This is a genomic window from Sediminimonas qiaohouensis DSM 21189 (assembly GCF_000423645.1).
GTDB classification, from domain to species: domain Bacteria; phylum Pseudomonadota; class Alphaproteobacteria; order Rhodobacterales; family Rhodobacteraceae; genus Sediminimonas; species Sediminimonas qiaohouensis.
In genome coordinates this window covers 101,911-116,324 of the sequence record NZ_AUIJ01000009.1, presented here as the reverse complement: position 1 = coordinate 116,324, position 14,414 = coordinate 101,911, and the positions used below count along the sequence as shown (strand labels likewise).

Genomic DNA, 14,414 nt, shown 5'->3' with positions numbered 1-14,414 from the left:
TGATCCGCGAAAATCTCGAAATTCTCATCGCGGGTTCGCTAGCAGGGCCAAGCCGCGACGGCAGTCGCAAACGCGGGGTGGCGCAGTTGCGTGCCCGGCCCGATACCCATGTCGCGCGCCAGCCCGCCGTTGATTTCAAGCACCGCCTTGACGGGACCGCCCCCGGGGATTGCCGTCTCGTCATGCGGGCGGGCCATGTGATGCACGCGGCGCACGGTGCCGGTCGCATCGGCAAAGATCATGTCGAGGGGAATAAGCGTGTTCTTCATCCAGAAGGAAACCGGCTGCGCCTGGTCGTAGATGAACAGCATGCCCGCGCGCCGCGGTAGCGCCTCGCGATGCATCAGGCCGCGGCTCCGGCCCTGCGGGGTGTCGGCCACCTCGACCGTGAAATAGGCGCTCCCCCACGCGCCGCGCAACCAGACGCGGTCCGCCTGACACTCCGGCGCGGCCAGAAGGGCCGCCGGGAGGAGGCCCGGAACGGCGGCCAGCGCCGCCCGCAGACACAACACAGCAACCGCGGATCGTGCGGTTACGCTTCGGCTTCCAATCGTAGCGCCATTTCCCATGCGCACACCTCTGTTGCCATGCGCCCGCGCTTGCCCTCGATGGTACGGATACCAATGGCCTCGCCGGGCTGCAGATCGGCCAGTCCCGAGCGGCGCAGCACCTCGATATGTATGAACACATCTTCGCCCAGCCCGAACGCGTTACAAAAGCCGAAGCCCTTGACCTTGTCAAACCACTTCACCCGTGCCGGTCTCAGAGGGGCCGAGCGGATCACCTCGGGGTCGATATCCTCGAAGTCGGTGAGCGGCGCCATATCGCCATGCGCCTGCGGCGGATCGATCGCCAGCACATCCACCGCCTGAATTCCGCGCACCGTTTCCTGCACGTCGATCTCTATTCCGGCACCGTCCGCGATTGAGCTTTGCCCGAAGTTGCGCAAGACATTCGCATGCAAAAGAATGTCCGGACCACCGTCGTCAGCGATGACAAAACCAAATCCTTTGCCGGGGTCGAACCATTTTACCTGTCCATAGATCCTGCGTTTTTCATTCTCGTTATCTGTCAAAATACCAGTTCCACCAGTTCGTCGCCTGCTCCGTGAGTGCAAATGTCATGCGGCATCTGCACTGCAATTTGCAAGGAAAAACTACTGAATTTGCAGGAGTTTGCATTTCACGTCACGCGAATGTCACGGGTTTAGACGTGTCACTTCCCATGGGAAATCGACGCCGGAACGTCGCCAGACGAAACGGTCGTGAAGGCGAAATGCGCCGTCTGCCCAGAATTCGATCTCAATTGGCGTGATTCTGTAACCTCCCCAAAAGGATGGTCTGTCGGGGTTCGTCCCCTTCTGCGCCGTGACGCGGGCCACCTTGGCCATCAGCCACGCCCGCGAGTCCAGCGGCCGAGACTGCTGCGAGGCCCACGCCCCTAGGCGGCTCTTAAGCGAGCGCGAGGCATAGTATTCATCCGCCTTCGGCCCCTCTTCGCGGCTCACATGTCCGCGCACACGAATCTGCCGGCGCAGCGATTTCCAATGCATCACGAACGCCGCCTTGCCCGTGCTTTCGATTTCATGCGCCTTGGCGCTCTCGTAATTGGTGTAGAAAACAAAGGCGTCATCCTCGATCTCCTTGAGCAGAACCATCCGGGCATTGGGCATGCCGCTCTCGTCCACCGTGCTGAGCGCGATGGCGTTTGGGTCATTGATCTCGGCGTCTTCGGCCTCGGACAGCCAGCGCTTTGCAATATCGAACGGGTCGTCGCCCGCGAAAAGTCCGGTTCGGTCGCTCATCGGGTCCCTATCTTTGCTTCGGGCAATCGGGATGTTGCACGCAATCGCCCGATACGCCGCTCTTGATGGATCTGTGCCGATCCCCTAAAGGAATTGCACAGACAATACTGGGCGGGGGAAACGCAATGTCAAACGAACTCATGGCGGGTAAGCGTGGGCTTATCATGGGCCTGGCCAACGATAAGTCGCTGGCATGGGGCATCGCGCGCGCCTGTGCCGACGCGGGAGCCGAGCTTGCCTTTACGTATCTCGGCGATGCCTTCTACAAGCGCGTTGCCCCCCTCGCCGAACAAGTCGGCGCAACGCATCTGTTCAACTGCGACGTGAGCGATCCGGCCTCGCTGGACGCGACATTCGCCGATATCGAAAAGGCGTGGGGCGAGCTGGATTTCGTCGTGCACGCCATCGGCTATTCTGACAAGAGCGAGCTGCGCGGCCGCTACGTCGATACCAGCCGCGAGAACTTTGCCGCGACGATGGAGGTGTCCGTCTATTCCTTTACCGCCGTGGCGAAACGGGCGGAAAAGTTGATGTCGGACGGCGGTTCGATGCTGACGCTCACTTATTACGGGGCCGAGCAGGTGATGCCGCATTACAACGTGATGGGCGTCGCCAAGGCCGCGCTTGAGGCATCGGTGAAATACATCGCCGAGGATCTGGGCAAGGACGGCATCCGCGTCAACGCCATCAGCGCCGGCCCGATCAAGACGCTGGCCGCAAGCGGCATCGGGGATTTCCGCTATATCCTGAAGTGGAACGAGCTGAACTCGCCGCTGCGTCGCAACGTGACGATCGACGATGTCGGCAAATCCGCGCTTTATCTTCTGTCCGATCTGGGCAGCGGCGTGACCGGCGAATGCCTGCATGTCGATGCCGGCTACCATGTCGTTGGCATGAAAGCCGTCGATGCGCCAGATATCGACGCCACGAAGTAACGATAATCGCGCCCGCCGCCGCCCCCCACATTCCGGGCGCAATCAGGACACCAAAAAAGGGAGAGGCGCGCATGACCGACCGCCTGCCGCATGAAAAGGGGTTCCATATCAGTTGGGACCAGATTCACCGCGATAGCCGCGCATTGGCCTGGCGGCTGCAGGAACTGGGCCCGCAAGAGGATGGCGGCTGGCGCGTGGTGGTTGCGATCACGCGCGGCGGCATGGCCCCGGCGATGATCGTCGCGCGAGAACTGGATATCCGCACCGTCGACACCATCTCGATCAAGTCCTACAATCACCAGACGCAGGCCGAGGCCATGGTTCTGAAATCACCCGATCCGGCCCTGGTGGGCGATGGCGAGGGGGTTCTCGTGGTGGATGACCTTGTCGATAGCGGCAAGACGCTGGAGTTGGTGCGGAAGCTTTACCCCAAGGCCCATTTCGCAACCGTCTACGCCAAGCCAGAGGGCCGCGAGCAGGTCGATACCTTCATCACCGAGGTCAGCCAGGATACCTGGATCTTTTTCCCGTGGGACATGGCGCTGCAATATGTCGAGCCTTACCGCGGAACAGATTGATCGCGCCACCAAGGACGCCAGAGATGCCCCACACGCCGCCCCCCCGCACCAACGCCACCTTTCGCCCCCCCGTGATGGAGGCCCGCCGTTGGCTTGAGGGCGTGGAGTTTCCACCTGACCGCCCCTTGATCAACGTAAGCCAGGCCGCGCCCGTCGATCCCCCGCCCGAGGCCCTGCGCCGCGCAATCGCCGAGGCCGCGATGACCGATCCGCAGGCGCATCTATACGGCCCTGTCTTGGGCCGTGCGGACCTGCGCGAAGAGGTCGCGTCGCAATGGGCGCAGGCCTATGGCGGGCCGGTATCGCCCGACAACGTGGCGATCACCTCGGGCTGCAACCAGGCGTTTTGCGCGGCCATCGCGTCGCTCTGCGGCGAAGGCGACGAGGTGATCGTGCCAACGCCGTGGTACTTCAATCACAAGATGTGGCTGGACATGTCCGGCGTGGGGGTGGTCGCGCTGCCCACCGGCGATAGCCTTTTGCCCGACCCGGAGCGGGCCAAGGCGCTGATCACGCCGCGCACCCGCGCGATCGTTCTGGTCACGCCCAACAACCCGGGCGGGGTTGAGTACCCCCCTGCCCTGATCCGTGCCTTTTACGATCTTGCACACGCGCAGGGCATCGCCCTGATCGTCGATGAAACCTACCGCGATTTTCACAGCAGCCCGGATGCGCCGCATGATCTGTTCACCGACCCGGATTGGGACGAGACGCTGATCCAGCTTTATTCGTTCTCCAAGGCGTACCGCCTGACCGGGCACCGCGTGGGCGCGATGGTCACCAGCGCCGCACGGCTGGCGCAGGTCGAGAAGTTCCTTGATACCGTCACGATATGCCCCAACCAGCTTGGCCAGATCGCCGCGCTGGAAGGGATGCGCAGCCTGCGCCAGTGGCTGTCCGGCGAGCGCGCCGAAATCCTGGCCCGGCGCGCGGCGATCGAGGCGGGCATGCCGCCGCTAGCAGATGCCGGTTGGCAGCTACTGGGCGTGGGCGCGTATTTCGCCTATCTGCGGCACCCTTTCGCGATGCGCTCGGATGATCTGGCGCGGGAATTGGTCGGCAAGGCGGGTGTTCTGGCCCTTCCGGGCACCATGTTCACCCCGCAGGGAGATGCCGATGGCGCGGCGCAATTGCGCATCGCCTTCGCCAATGTCGATGCGGCGGGAATTGCGCAGCTTTTCCAACGCCTCGGTGCGCTTGAGCTGCCCCTTGCTCCGCCATCCGTCAGCGCGTAGACACAAGCGCCAGAAGGCCCGGAAATTTCCACGCAAAGGACACCCACATGGCAAGCGGCGGCGGCAGCATCACCAAAACACTGGTCTGGATCCTGATGGGGATGCTGATTCTGGGCCTCGGCGGCTTTGGCGTGACCAACCTGTCGGGCTCGGTGCGCTCAATCGGCACCGTGGGCGAGCAGGAGATCAGCATCGACAAGTACGCCCGCGCCCTGCAAGAGGAAATGCGCGCATTCGAGGCGCAGACCGGCCAAAGCATGACCTTTCAAAAGGCGCGCGAGTTTGGCATCGATCAGGCGGTCCTGGCCCGGCTGATCGCCGCGACGGCGCTGGATCATGAGACGACGCGCATCGGCCTGTCGATGGGTGATGCCAACCTGCGCGAACAGATCGTCGATATCGGCGCGTTCCAGGGGGCGAATGGCAGCTTTGATCGCGAGGCGTATAAATTCGCGCTGGAACAGGCGGGCCTGACCGAGACCGATTTCGAGCGCGATCTGCGGCTGGAAACCGCGCGAACCCTGCTGCAAAGCGCGGTCATGCAGGGCGCGAGCCTGCCCGACACCTATGCCGATACCATCATCGGCTTTGCCGCCGAACGACGCGATTTTGTCTGGGCCACGCTTGAGGCCGCCGATCTTGACGCGCCCCTGCCGACCCCCAGCACCGAGCAATTGCGCAGCTATTACGAGGCGAACGAGGACCAATTCACGACGCCCCCCTCCAAGCGGATTACCTACGCGCTGCTGACGCCCGAGATGCTGATCGACAGCGTCGAGCTGCCCGAAGAGGACCTGCGCCGCGAATACAAGGCCCGCGAAGACACCTATATCCGCCCCGAAAGGCGGCTGGTTGAGCGTTTGGCCTTCCCCGACACGGAGGCGGCCCGCGCCGCGCTGGACGCGATAAAGGCGGGCGAATCCACCTTCGAATCCATTGTCGATGAGCGCGGCATTTCCCTGTCCGATATCGATCTTGGCGACGTGACGCGCGGCGATCTCGGCGACGCGGCCGAGGCGGTGTTCAACGGCGAGGCGGGCAGCGTCGTCGGCCCCGCGCAAACCAATTTGGGCCCTGCCCTGTTCCGCATCAACGGCGTGCTGGAGGCACAGGAGACCTCGTTCGAGGACGCCCGCCCCGAGCTGCGCGAAGCGCTGGCCGCCGATCGCGCCCGCCGCATGATCGAAACCCGCATGGAAGAGGTGGATAACCTCCTCGCGGGCGGCGCCACCCTTGAAGAGCTACGTTCCGAGACTGGCATGGAAGTTGGCGAGATCGTCTGGAACGAAACCGTCGATAGCGGCATCGCCGCCTACGCCGCGTTCGACGAGGCCGCCGCCGAGATCACGGCCGAGGATTACCCGGAGGTCAAGATGCTCGACGATGGCGGCATATTCGCCCTGCGCCTCGACGAAAACCTGCCCGCTTCGGTACAGCCGTTCGACACCGTCCGCGACGCCGCCGCCGAAGGCTGGCGCAACCGCGAATCCATCGCCCGCCTCAAGGCGCAGGCCGAGGCGTTGTTGCCCGATCTGGCAAGCGGGGCGGGCGCGGCCGAGCTGGGCGTGACCCTGGTCGAGGAAACCGGCATCACCCGCAACCGGTTCATTCAGAACACCCCCGAGGACATGGTCAGCACCGTCTTCGAAATGCAGACCGGCAAGGCGCGCCTTGTCACCGGCCAAGACCGTGTCGCCATCGTGCGCCTTGACGCGGTGCGCGGCCCCGATGAGACGTCGCAGCAGGTCAAGCAAATGCGCGCGCGGCTCAATCAACAGGCCGGTGATGCGTTGGCGCAGGACCTCTATGCCGCCTTCGCCGACGCGATCCGCGCGCGGGCTGGCCTGACGCTCAACCAAGAAGCCATCAATGCCGTGCACAACAACTTCCAATAGCAGGAGCACGGCGTGGACCTGACCCCATCCTTCAGCGACTTCGCCCGCGCCTATGAGGCCGGCCAAAACCAGATCGTCTATGCCCGTCTCGCGGCGGACCTGGATACCCCGGTTTCGCTGATGCTCAAGCTGGCGGGCGCGGCACGCGATTCCTTCATGCTGGAATCCGTCACCGGCGGCGAAGTGCGCGGGCGCTATTCCATTATCGGCCTTAAGCCCGATCTGATCTGGCAATGCCACGGCACCACCAGCCGCATCAACCGCATGGCCCGCTTCGATCCCGACGCATGGGAGGCGCAGTCGGACGCGCCGCTGACCGCGCTGCGCAACCTGATCGCCGAAAGCCGCATCGATCTGCCCGATGACCTGCCCGCCGCCAGCGCGGGGCTGTTTGGCTACCTTGGCTACGACATGATCCGGTTGGTCGAACATCTGCCCGATATCAACCCCGATCCGCTGGGCCTGCCGGACGCCACGATGATGCGCCCCTCGGTGGTGGCGGTGCTTGACGGGGTCAAGGGCGACGTGACCATCGTCGCCCCCGCCTGGGTCAGCGCCGGACAATCCGCGCGCGCCGCCTACGCCCAGGCGGCCGAGCGCGTGATGGACGCGCTGCGCGACCTCGACCGCGCCCTGCCACAGGCCACCCGCGAGATGGGCGAGGCGCAGGATGCCGCCGCGCCGGTGTCGAACTTCGCCAAGCCCGATTACCTGGCCGCCGTCGAGAAGGCCAAGGAATACATCCGCGCCGGCGACATCTTCCAGGTGGTCCCGTCGCAGCGCTGGCATCAGCCGTTCACGCTGCCGCCGTTCGCGCTTTATCGTAGCTTGAGGCGCACCAACCCCTCGCCGTTCATGTTCTTCTTCAACTTCGGCGGCTTCCAACTGGTTGGCGCCAGCCCGGAAATCCTGGTGCGCGTATTCGGCCGCGAGGTCACGATCCGCCCGATCGCCGGCACCCGCCCGCGCGGCGCCACCCCCGATGAGGACAAGGCGCTCGAGGCCGAGCTGCTGGCCGATCCCAAGGAACGCGCCGAGCATCTGATGCTGCTGGACCTGGGCCGCAACGACACCGGCAAGGTCTCGCGCATCGGCACCGTCCGCCCGACCGAGCAGTTCACCATCGAACGGTACAGCCACGTGATGCATATCGTCTCGAACGTCGTGGGCGAACTGGCCGAGGACCAGGACGCGCTCAGCGCCTTTTTCGCGGGCATGCCCGCCGGCACCGTCAGCGGCGCCCCCAAGGTCCGCGCGATGGAGATCATAGACGAGCTGGAGCCAGAAAAGCGCGGCCCCTACGGCGGCGGCGTGGGGTATTTCAGCGCCGGCGGCGACATGGACATGTGCATCGCCCTGCGCACCGCGCTGGTCAAGGATGGGCTCTTGTATATCCAATCCGGCGGCGGCGTCGTCCACGACAGCGACCCCGAGGCCGAGTTCCAGGAAACCGTTCACAAATCCGGCGCGATCCGCCGCGCCGCCGCCGACGCGGCCCGGTTCACCGATGGCGGCAACGGCTAGGGGCTGCATCCTTCATCTTGCCCCCAATACTCCGGGGGGAGGAGGCACCGCCGACGGGGGGCAGCGCCCCCTACCCCGCGCCGATAGCCCAGAAGAGGCCCCATGCCCCGCTTGATCCTGTTCAACAAACCCATGGGCGTGCTGTCGCAATTCACCGATCGAGGCACCACCGGCAGCGCCCGCGCCACCCTCTCGGACCATATCGACATCCCCGGCGTCTATCCCGCCGGCCGGCTTGACCGCGATAGCGAGGGGCTGCTGTTGCTGACGGATGACGGTATGCTACAGGCCCGCATCGCCGATCCCCGCCACAAGATGGCCAAGACCTACCTGGCCCAGGTCGAACGCATCCCCGATGACGCCGCCCTCGCGGCGCTGGCGCAGGGCGTGCGCCTCAAGGACGGCATGACCCGCCCCGCCGAGGTTACCCGCATCCCCGCGCCCGATTGGCTCTGGCCGCGCACGCCGCCGGTACGCTACCGCAAAAGCGTGCCGGATGCCTGGCTGCGACTTGTCCTGCGCGAGGGGCGCAATCGGCAGGTGCGGCGGATGACGGCCCATGTCGGCCACCCCACGTTGCGCCTTGTCCGGCTATCGATCGGCGCGTGGTCCCTCGGTAATCTGGCGCCCGGCGAGTGGCGCGAAATCGAGGTCTGAGCGCCCCCGCCCTTACTGCGCCTGTTCAGCCCGCAACAGCGCCGAAACCGGCGCCGGGGCGACGGTGCCCGACTGATCCTGCAACCCCCACAGCAGCAACGCCGAGATCGTGTCGGGCCGCAGTCGCCCGACCATCACGACGCCCTCGTCCTGCTGGCGGGCGCGAAATGCCGCGCGGTCCAGAAATCGGCGGATCGTCGCCGCGCCCTCGCCCTCGGCATCGAAATCGCGAAACACCGTCGCCGCCGGAACGCCCGCCTTCCCCGCCAGCTTGCGCGCCGTGTCCAGTCCCTTGGGAAACAGGATCAAGCCGTGACCGCTTTCGGCAAGAATTTCGCCGATCTGCTCGGCCACGGGGCGGCTGAGTTGCAGGCTGCCGGGTGTCTTTTCCATCACCGCTACGACCTCGGGCATGGCGCGCAGATAGCTGGCCATCGCGACCTCGGTATCGGCGGGCGTCGCCCCTTCGGGCAGGCCGATGCGCGCGATCACCTCGAAGCCCGCCGCGCGGTAGCGGGCCATTGCCTCGGCCGCGTCGGGGCGGCTGGCGTCAACGGCAAAGCTGAGGGGGTATGGAAACGCCGATAGCGCCTCCAGCCCGATCGGGCTGTCGCCCCCGTCGATCAGGATGATCGACATCAGCGGAACGCCCTCGGGCGCCTCGAAATCGGCGGCGTATTGCGTGATCGCCGGCGGCGGGCCAGAGCCGTCTGTTCCCTCTGCGCCCTCTGCCTCATCGGCGTCGCCAACCGTCGGCAGGCGGCTTGCCTCGTCCCGGTCGGTCAGGCGCGTGGCCGGGGTGCCGACGCCCGGCTTGTCGCTGTCCACCTGCGCACCGGGCTGTGTGGCGGCATCCGCTTCGGGATCGTCCGGCAGGGCGGCGTCGCGCTGACCGCTGTTCCCGGCTACGCCCGGGGCCTCGACGCCGGGCACGGTAGTGCCCTGCTCGGCCTCCGCCTGGGGCGGGATCAGCGGCTCGGGCGTTTGCGCGGCGGCGTCGCTGTCGGATGGGAAAGCGCCCTGCTCCACACCCGCGTCGCCGTCGGTTTCACGCTCCTCGGCAGGCAGGGCTGCCGTCACATCTGGCGTCGGCCCCTCGTCCACCGCGGTGTCTGGGGCGCTTGGCCGCGGCGCGGCGTGGTCGCCCCGGCCCACGGGCGCATCGCCATCCGATGCCATCGCGGGCGCATCCGCCGCGCCCTGCGGCGCCGGCGCGGCCATTGTTGGGTCGTCCTGCGCCGCATCCGGCGCGGCTCCGGGATCGGTGTCTGCCCCCGCCTGCGGGCTCAGATCATCCGGCATCGGCGCCGCCGCGCGCGGCGCGTCCAGTGCGGGCGACGGGGCACTGTCGCCTTCAGGCAGGTCCGCCATGCGATCCTCGCCCGCGCGATCGAACTCCGAGCCCGGCGGCACCTCAAGCGATGTCGCCTCCGGCCGCGGAAAACTGACCGGCCCGTTGATCAGCGATACGCTCGCCGCCACCAGCCCCGAGACGATACCGCCCCAGATCACACCGCTTATCACTCCGCGTGCCACTGCCTTGCCTCCCGGGTTTTGTTTCTGCCCCTGCCGCCTGAATTCACGGGGTGCCCCTCTTGACGCTCAAGCGCAAGCCTGAACAAGTATAACGCGACCATGATGCGGGCCTCCAGCCCCGGAAATCAACACGCAACCACAAAAGATTGGCCTGATGCTGCTTCTGATCGATAACTACGACAGCTTCACCTATAATCTCGTGCACTATGTGGGCGAGCTTGGCGCCGATGTGACGGTGCGCCGCAACGACGCATTGGATGTGGCGCAGGCCATGGCCATGCGCCCGGCGGGGATATTGCTGTCGCCCGGCCCGTGCGACCCCGATCAGGCCGGTATCTGCCTTGAGCTGACCCGCGCCGCGGCCGAGGCGCAGATCCCGCTCCTCGGGGTGTGCCTTGGCCATCAGACGATCGGCCAGGCGTTCGGCGGCAAGGTGGTTCGCGCGCACGAGATCGTACATGGCAAGATGGGCCAGATCCGCCACCACGGCCAAGGTGTGTTTGGCGGCCTGCCCTCGCCCTTCGCCGCGACGCGCTATCATTCCCTGATCGTGGAGCGCGACAGCCTGCCGGAGTGCCTTGAGATCACCGCGGACCTGGAGGATGGCACGATCATGGGCCTGCAACACCGCGAGTTGCCGATCCAGGGGGTACAGTTCCACCCCGAATCCATCGCGTCTGAGCATGGCCACCAGTTGTTGCGCAATTTCCTTGAAATGATGAAGGTGCCGGCATGAGCGACGCGCTGAAGCCCCTGATCGGCGCCGCCGCCGACCGCCCCCTGAGCCGCGCCGAGGCCGAGGCCGCCTTCACCATCCTATTCGAGGGCGAAGCCACCCCCGCGCAGATTGGCGGGCTACTGATGGCACTGCGCACGCGCGGCGAAACGGTCGATGAATACGCCGCTGCCGCCGCAGTGATGCGCGCCAAGTGCAACAAGGTCACCGCGCCCGAGGGGGCGATGGACATCGTCGGCACCGGCGGCGACGGCAAGGGGACGCTCAACATCTCGACCGCTGCCGCGCTGGTGGTGGCGGGCGCGGGCGTTCCGGTGGCCAAGCACGGCAACCGCAACCTCAGCTCCAAGTCGGGGGCGGCGGATGCGCTGACTGAAATGGGCGTTAACGTGATGATCGGCCCGGAAGTTGTTGAAAAAGCGTTGGAAAAGGCCGGTATCGCTTTTATGATGGCCCCCATGCACCACCCTGCGATGGCCCATGTCGGGCCCAGCCGTGCGGAGTTGGGCACGCGCACGATCTTCAACATCCTTGGCCCGCTGTCCAACCCGGCCGGCGTCAAGCGACAGTTGACCGGCACCTATAGCCGCGCGCTGATCCGGCCGATGGCCGAAACCCTTGGCCAGCTCGGCAGCACGCGGGCGTGGCTGGTCCATGGCAGCGATGGCACCGATGAAATGACCATCACCGGCGTGACATGGGTCGCCGCCCTCGAAGAAGACGGCAGCATCCGCGAGGTCGAACTGCACCCCGAGGATTTCGGCCTGCCGGTTCACCCGTTCGATGATATCCTTGGCGGCACGCCCAAGGAAAACGCGCGCGCCCTGCGCGATCTGCTGTCGGGGGCGCCGGGCGCTTATCGCGACGCGGTGCTGCTCAATTCGGCGGCGGCGCTGGTGGTGGCCGGACAAGCGGGCGATCTGCACCAGGGGGTCGAGCAAGCCCGCGCCAGCATCGACAGCGGCGAAGCGCGCCGCAGGCTGGACATCCTGGCCATCGTCACCAAGGAGGGGACATGAGCGACACCATTCTGGACCGCATCAAGGCCTACAAGCTTGATGAAATCGCCGCCGACAAATCCGCCAAACCGCTTGAAACGGTCGAGGCGGAGGCCCGCGCCGCATCCCCCGTCCGCCCGTTTGCCGAGGCCTTGCACAAGGCGGCCCTGAAGGGCTATGGCCTGATTGCCGAGATCAAGAAGGCAAGCCCCTCCAAGGGTTTGATCCGCGAGGATTTCGATCCCGAAGCGCTGGCGCAGGCCTATGCCTCGGGCGGCGCCGCGTGTCTTAGCGTGCTGACGGATACGCCCAGCTTCCAGGGCGACAAGAGCTATCTTACCAAGGCGCGCGCCGCCTGCGATCTGCCGGTGCTGCGCAAGGATTTCATGTATGATCCCTATCAGGTGGCCGAGGCCCGCGCGCTTGGCGCCGACTGCATCCTGATCATCATGGCCAGCGTCAGCGACGCCCAGGCGCGCGAGCTGGAAGACGCGGCCACCAAATGGGGCATGGACGCCCTGGTCGAGGTGCACAACGCCGAAGAGCTGGAGCGCGCGGCCGAGCTATCTTCGCGCATGATCGGCATCAACAACCGCGATCTCAATACCTTCGAGACGTCGCTCGACACCACCCGCCATTTGTCGCGGCAGGTTCCGACAGATCGAATGATCATAGCCGAATCCGGCCTCTCTACCCCTGAGGACCTGGCCGATATGGCCCGCTATGGCGTGCGCTCCTTCCTGATCGGCGAAAGCCTGATGCGGCAAGAGGACGTCACCCACGCCACCCGCAGTTTGCTTAGCAATCCCCTGACGCCCGGGGGCATGTGATGGCCGGGCTGACCCATTTCGACGAAACCGGTCAGGCGCACATGGTCGATGTCTCGGGCAAGCCCGTGACCGCCCGCGTCGCCACCGCCGAAGGGTGGATTAAGATGGCGCAAGAAACCCTTGATATCATTCAAGAAGGCCGCGCCGACAAGGGCGATGTACTAGGCGTTGCGAGGCTGGCCGGGATCATGGGCGCGAAACGCACCTCCGACCTGATCCCACTTTGCCATCCCCTGCCGATCACGCGCGTCGCGGTGGACCTGACCCCGGACGATAGCCTGCCGGGCATCCGCATCTCGGCCACGGTCAAGACATCGGGGCAAACCGGCGTCGAGATGGAGGCCCTGACCGCCGTCAACACCGCCGCGCTGACGGTCTATGACATGGCCAAGGCGGTGGACCGCGCGATGGAAATCGGCGGCATCCGCGTGACCCTGAAAGATGGTGGCAAATCAGGAAGGTACGAGGCGGAATGATCACCGTAGATGAAGCGTTGGAGCATCTCTTTGCCCTGGTCGGGCCGCTCGATGTCGAAGAGGTGCCCTTGGGCGACGCGGCGGGCCGGGTCCTTGCCCGCCAGCAAACCGCCCGCCGCGATCAGCCCCCCTTCGCCGCCTCCGCGATGGACGGCTACGCGATCCGCGCCGCCGATCTGGCCCCCGGCGCGCGCTTTGACGTGGTCGGCGACTCCGCCGCTGGCGCGCGGTTCGACGGCTCGATATCCCCGGGCCAAGCCGTACGCATCTTCACCGGCGCCCCGATGCCCGAAGGCGCGGACCGCGTTGTAATACAAGAGGATTGCACCCGCGAGGGCGCCGCCATGACGATCACCGGCACCCCTGGCGACAACAGGCACGTGCGCGCCGCCGGCGCCGATTTCACCATCGGCCACGTCATGGACGCCCCCCGCCGCCTAAGCCCGGCCGACATCGCCCTTCTGGCCGCGATGAACGTGCCGCGCGTCCCCGTCACCCGCCGCCCCGAGATCGCCCTGATCTCGACCGGCGATGAACTGGTCATGCCGGGCGAGGCACCGGGCCCTGACCAGATCATCGCATCCAACACCTTCGGGCTCAAGGCGCTGGCCGAGGAGGCGGGCGCACATGCACGGCTTCTTCCGATCGCGCGCGATAGCGAGGAATCGCTGATCACCGCCTTTGACCTGGCGCGCGGCGCGGACCTGGTGGTGACGATCGGCGGCGCCTCGGTGGGAGATCACGATCTTGTCGGCAAGGTGGCCGCCGATCTTGGCATGGCACGCTCGTTCTACAAGGTCGCCATGCGGCCGGGCAAACCGCTCATGGCCGGGCGGCTTGAGGGCTCGGCGATGCTGGGCCTGCCGGGCAATCCGGTCTCGGCAATCGTGTGCGGCGTTCTGTTCCTGCGCCCGGTGATTCACGCCATGCTGGGCCTGCCGCCCCGCGCGCCCGCGCGCCTGCACGCCACGCTTGAGGGCAGCGTGCCGGAAAACGGCCCGCGCCAGCACTTCATGCGCGCCCATGTCAGCGAGGGGCGCATCACCCCCTTCCCGACCCAGGACAGCGCCCTGCTTAGTGTTCTGGCACAGGCCAACGCACTTTTGCCGCGGCCGATAGGCGACGGCCCCCGCAAGCCCGGCGAGCGAGTGGAGTACATCCCGATCTGATCGAAAACGGCGAAATAGTTGACACAAAACGGGAACATGCG

General features: G+C 66.0%; 15 protein-coding genes. 11 read left to right on the top strand and 4 right to left on the bottom strand.

The genetic code is table 11. The annotated features are described in order from the left end of the window. Positions 1-38 precede the first annotated feature (38 nt). The 3 genes from G568_RS0109660 to pdxH all read right to left on the bottom strand — a co-directional run bounded on the left by G568_RS0109660 (position 39) and on the right by pdxH (position 1,804). A complete protein-coding gene (locus tag G568_RS0109660) occupies positions 39-512 on the bottom strand; it encodes a DUF192 domain-containing protein (protein ID WP_026757836.1) in 474 nt (157 codons plus the stop codon). Positions 513-532: 20 nt separating this feature from the next. Continuing rightward, positions 533-1,075, bottom strand: a complete 543-nt coding sequence (locus G568_RS0109655; RefSeq protein WP_026757835.1) for a cold-shock protein — start codon at positions 1,073-1,075, stop codon at positions 533-535. A gap of 123 nt (positions 1,076-1,198) precedes the next feature. After that, complete coding sequence (pdxH, locus tag G568_RS0109650) at positions 1,199-1,804, bottom strand: pyridoxamine 5'-phosphate oxidase (RefSeq protein WP_026757834.1); 606 nt, start codon at positions 1,802-1,804, stop codon at positions 1,199-1,201. A gap of 125 nt (positions 1,805-1,929) precedes the next feature. Here pdxH and fabI point away from each other — a divergent pair, with 125 nt between their 5' ends. From fabI to G568_RS0109620, 6 genes are all read left to right on the top strand, one after another. After that, positions 1,930-2,739 (top strand): enoyl-ACP reductase FabI, encoded by an 810-nt coding sequence (gene fabI, locus G568_RS0109645; RefSeq protein WP_026757833.1) that lies wholly within the window; start codon positions 1,930-1,932, stop codon positions 2,737-2,739. Positions 2,740-2,810: 71 nt separating this feature from the next. Further along, positions 2,811-3,317: a xanthine phosphoribosyltransferase gene (gpt, locus tag G568_RS0109640; RefSeq protein ID WP_026757832.1), complete on the top strand. Its 507-nt coding sequence runs from the start codon at positions 2,811-2,813 to the stop codon at positions 3,315-3,317. 23 nt (positions 3,318-3,340) lie between these two features. Continuing rightward, a complete protein-coding gene (locus G568_RS0109635) occupies positions 3,341-4,552 on the top strand; it encodes an aminotransferase (protein ID WP_026757831.1) in 1,212 nt (403 codons plus the stop codon). Between the two features lie 47 nt (positions 4,553-4,599). After that, positions 4,600-6,447: a peptidyl-prolyl cis-trans isomerase gene (locus G568_RS0109630; protein WP_026757830.1), complete on the top strand. Its 1,848-nt coding sequence runs from the start codon at positions 4,600-4,602 to the stop codon at positions 6,445-6,447. 12 nt (positions 6,448-6,459) lie between these two features. Further along, complete coding sequence (gene trpE, locus G568_RS0109625; RefSeq protein WP_026757829.1) at positions 6,460-7,971, top strand: anthranilate synthase component I; 1,512 nt, start codon at positions 6,460-6,462, stop codon at positions 7,969-7,971. 102 nt (positions 7,972-8,073) lie between these two features. Then, positions 8,074-8,628 (top strand): pseudouridine synthase, encoded by a 555-nt coding sequence (locus G568_RS0109620; RefSeq protein WP_026757828.1) that lies wholly within the window; start codon positions 8,074-8,076, stop codon positions 8,626-8,628. 12 nt (positions 8,629-8,640) lie between these two features. Here G568_RS0109620 and G568_RS0109615 read toward each other — a convergent pair whose 3' ends face one another. Continuing rightward, complete coding sequence (locus G568_RS0109615) at positions 8,641-10,164, bottom strand: divergent polysaccharide deacteylase family protein (RefSeq protein WP_157084361.1); 1,524 nt, start codon at positions 10,162-10,164, stop codon at positions 8,641-8,643. Between the two features lie 154 nt (positions 10,165-10,318). Here G568_RS0109615 and G568_RS0109610 point away from each other — a divergent pair, with 154 nt between their 5' ends. From G568_RS0109610 to G568_RS0109590, 5 genes are read left to right on the top strand one after another with little or no spacing between them, the layout of a single operon-like run. Next, positions 10,319-10,900: an anthranilate synthase component II gene (locus G568_RS0109610; RefSeq protein WP_026757826.1), complete on the top strand. Its 582-nt coding sequence runs from the start codon at positions 10,319-10,321 to the stop codon at positions 10,898-10,900. Next, a complete protein-coding gene (gene trpD / locus G568_RS0109605; RefSeq protein ID WP_026757825.1) occupies positions 10,897-11,919 on the top strand; it encodes an anthranilate phosphoribosyltransferase in 1,023 nt (340 codons plus the stop codon). Before G568_RS0109610 ends, trpD begins: the two co-directional genes overlap by 4 nt. Continuing rightward, positions 11,916-12,728, top strand: coding sequence for an indole-3-glycerol phosphate synthase TrpC (trpC, locus tag G568_RS0109600; protein ID WP_026757824.1), 813 nt, complete (start codon positions 11,916-11,918; stop codon positions 12,726-12,728). Before trpD ends, trpC begins: the two co-directional genes overlap by 4 nt. After that, positions 12,728-13,204 (top strand): cyclic pyranopterin monophosphate synthase MoaC, encoded by a 477-nt coding sequence (gene moaC, locus G568_RS0109595; protein WP_026757823.1) that lies wholly within the window; start codon positions 12,728-12,730, stop codon positions 13,202-13,204. Before trpC ends, moaC begins: the two co-directional genes overlap by 1 nt. Further along, positions 13,201-14,373: a molybdopterin molybdotransferase MoeA gene (locus tag G568_RS0109590; RefSeq protein ID WP_026757822.1), complete on the top strand. Its 1,173-nt coding sequence runs from the start codon at positions 13,201-13,203 to the stop codon at positions 14,371-14,373. The genes moaC and G568_RS0109590 overlap by 4 nt, the downstream gene beginning before the upstream one ends. Positions 14,374-14,414: the final 41 nt, after the last annotated feature.

Bases quoted from the DNA above. Each gene is read 5' to 3' on its own strand.
- fabI (WP_026757833.1), top strand. From the start codon at position 1,930: ATGTCAAACGAACTCATGGCGGGTAAGCGTGGGCTTATCATGGGCCTG.
- gpt (WP_026757832.1), top strand. From the start codon at position 2,811: ATGACCGACCGCCTGCCGCATGAAAAGGGGTTCCATATCAGTTGGGAC.
- trpD (WP_026757825.1), top strand. From the start codon at position 10,897: ATGAGCGACGCGCTGAAGCCCCTGATCGGCGCCGCCGCCGACCGCCCC.
- G568_RS0109610 (WP_026757826.1), top strand. From the start codon at position 10,319: ATGCTGCTTCTGATCGATAACTACGACAGCTTCACCTATAATCTCGTG.
- trpC (WP_026757824.1), top strand. From the start codon at position 11,916: ATGAGCGACACCATTCTGGACCGCATCAAGGCCTACAAGCTTGATGAA.
- G568_RS0109635 (WP_026757831.1), top strand. From the start codon at position 3,341: ATGCCCCACACGCCGCCCCCCCGCACCAACGCCACCTTTCGCCCCCCC.
- moaC (WP_026757823.1), top strand. From the start codon at position 12,728: ATGGCCGGGCTGACCCATTTCGACGAAACCGGTCAGGCGCACATGGTC.
- G568_RS0109630 (WP_026757830.1), top strand. From the start codon at position 4,600: ATGGCAAGCGGCGGCGGCAGCATCACCAAAACACTGGTCTGGATCCTG.
- G568_RS0109590 (WP_026757822.1), top strand. From the start codon at position 13,201: ATGATCACCGTAGATGAAGCGTTGGAGCATCTCTTTGCCCTGGTCGGG.
- G568_RS0109620 (WP_026757828.1), top strand. From the start codon at position 8,074: ATGCCCCGCTTGATCCTGTTCAACAAACCCATGGGCGTGCTGTCGCAA.
- pdxH (WP_026757834.1), bottom strand. From the start codon at position 1,804: ATGAGCGACCGAACCGGACTTTTCGCGGGCGACGACCCGTTCGATATT.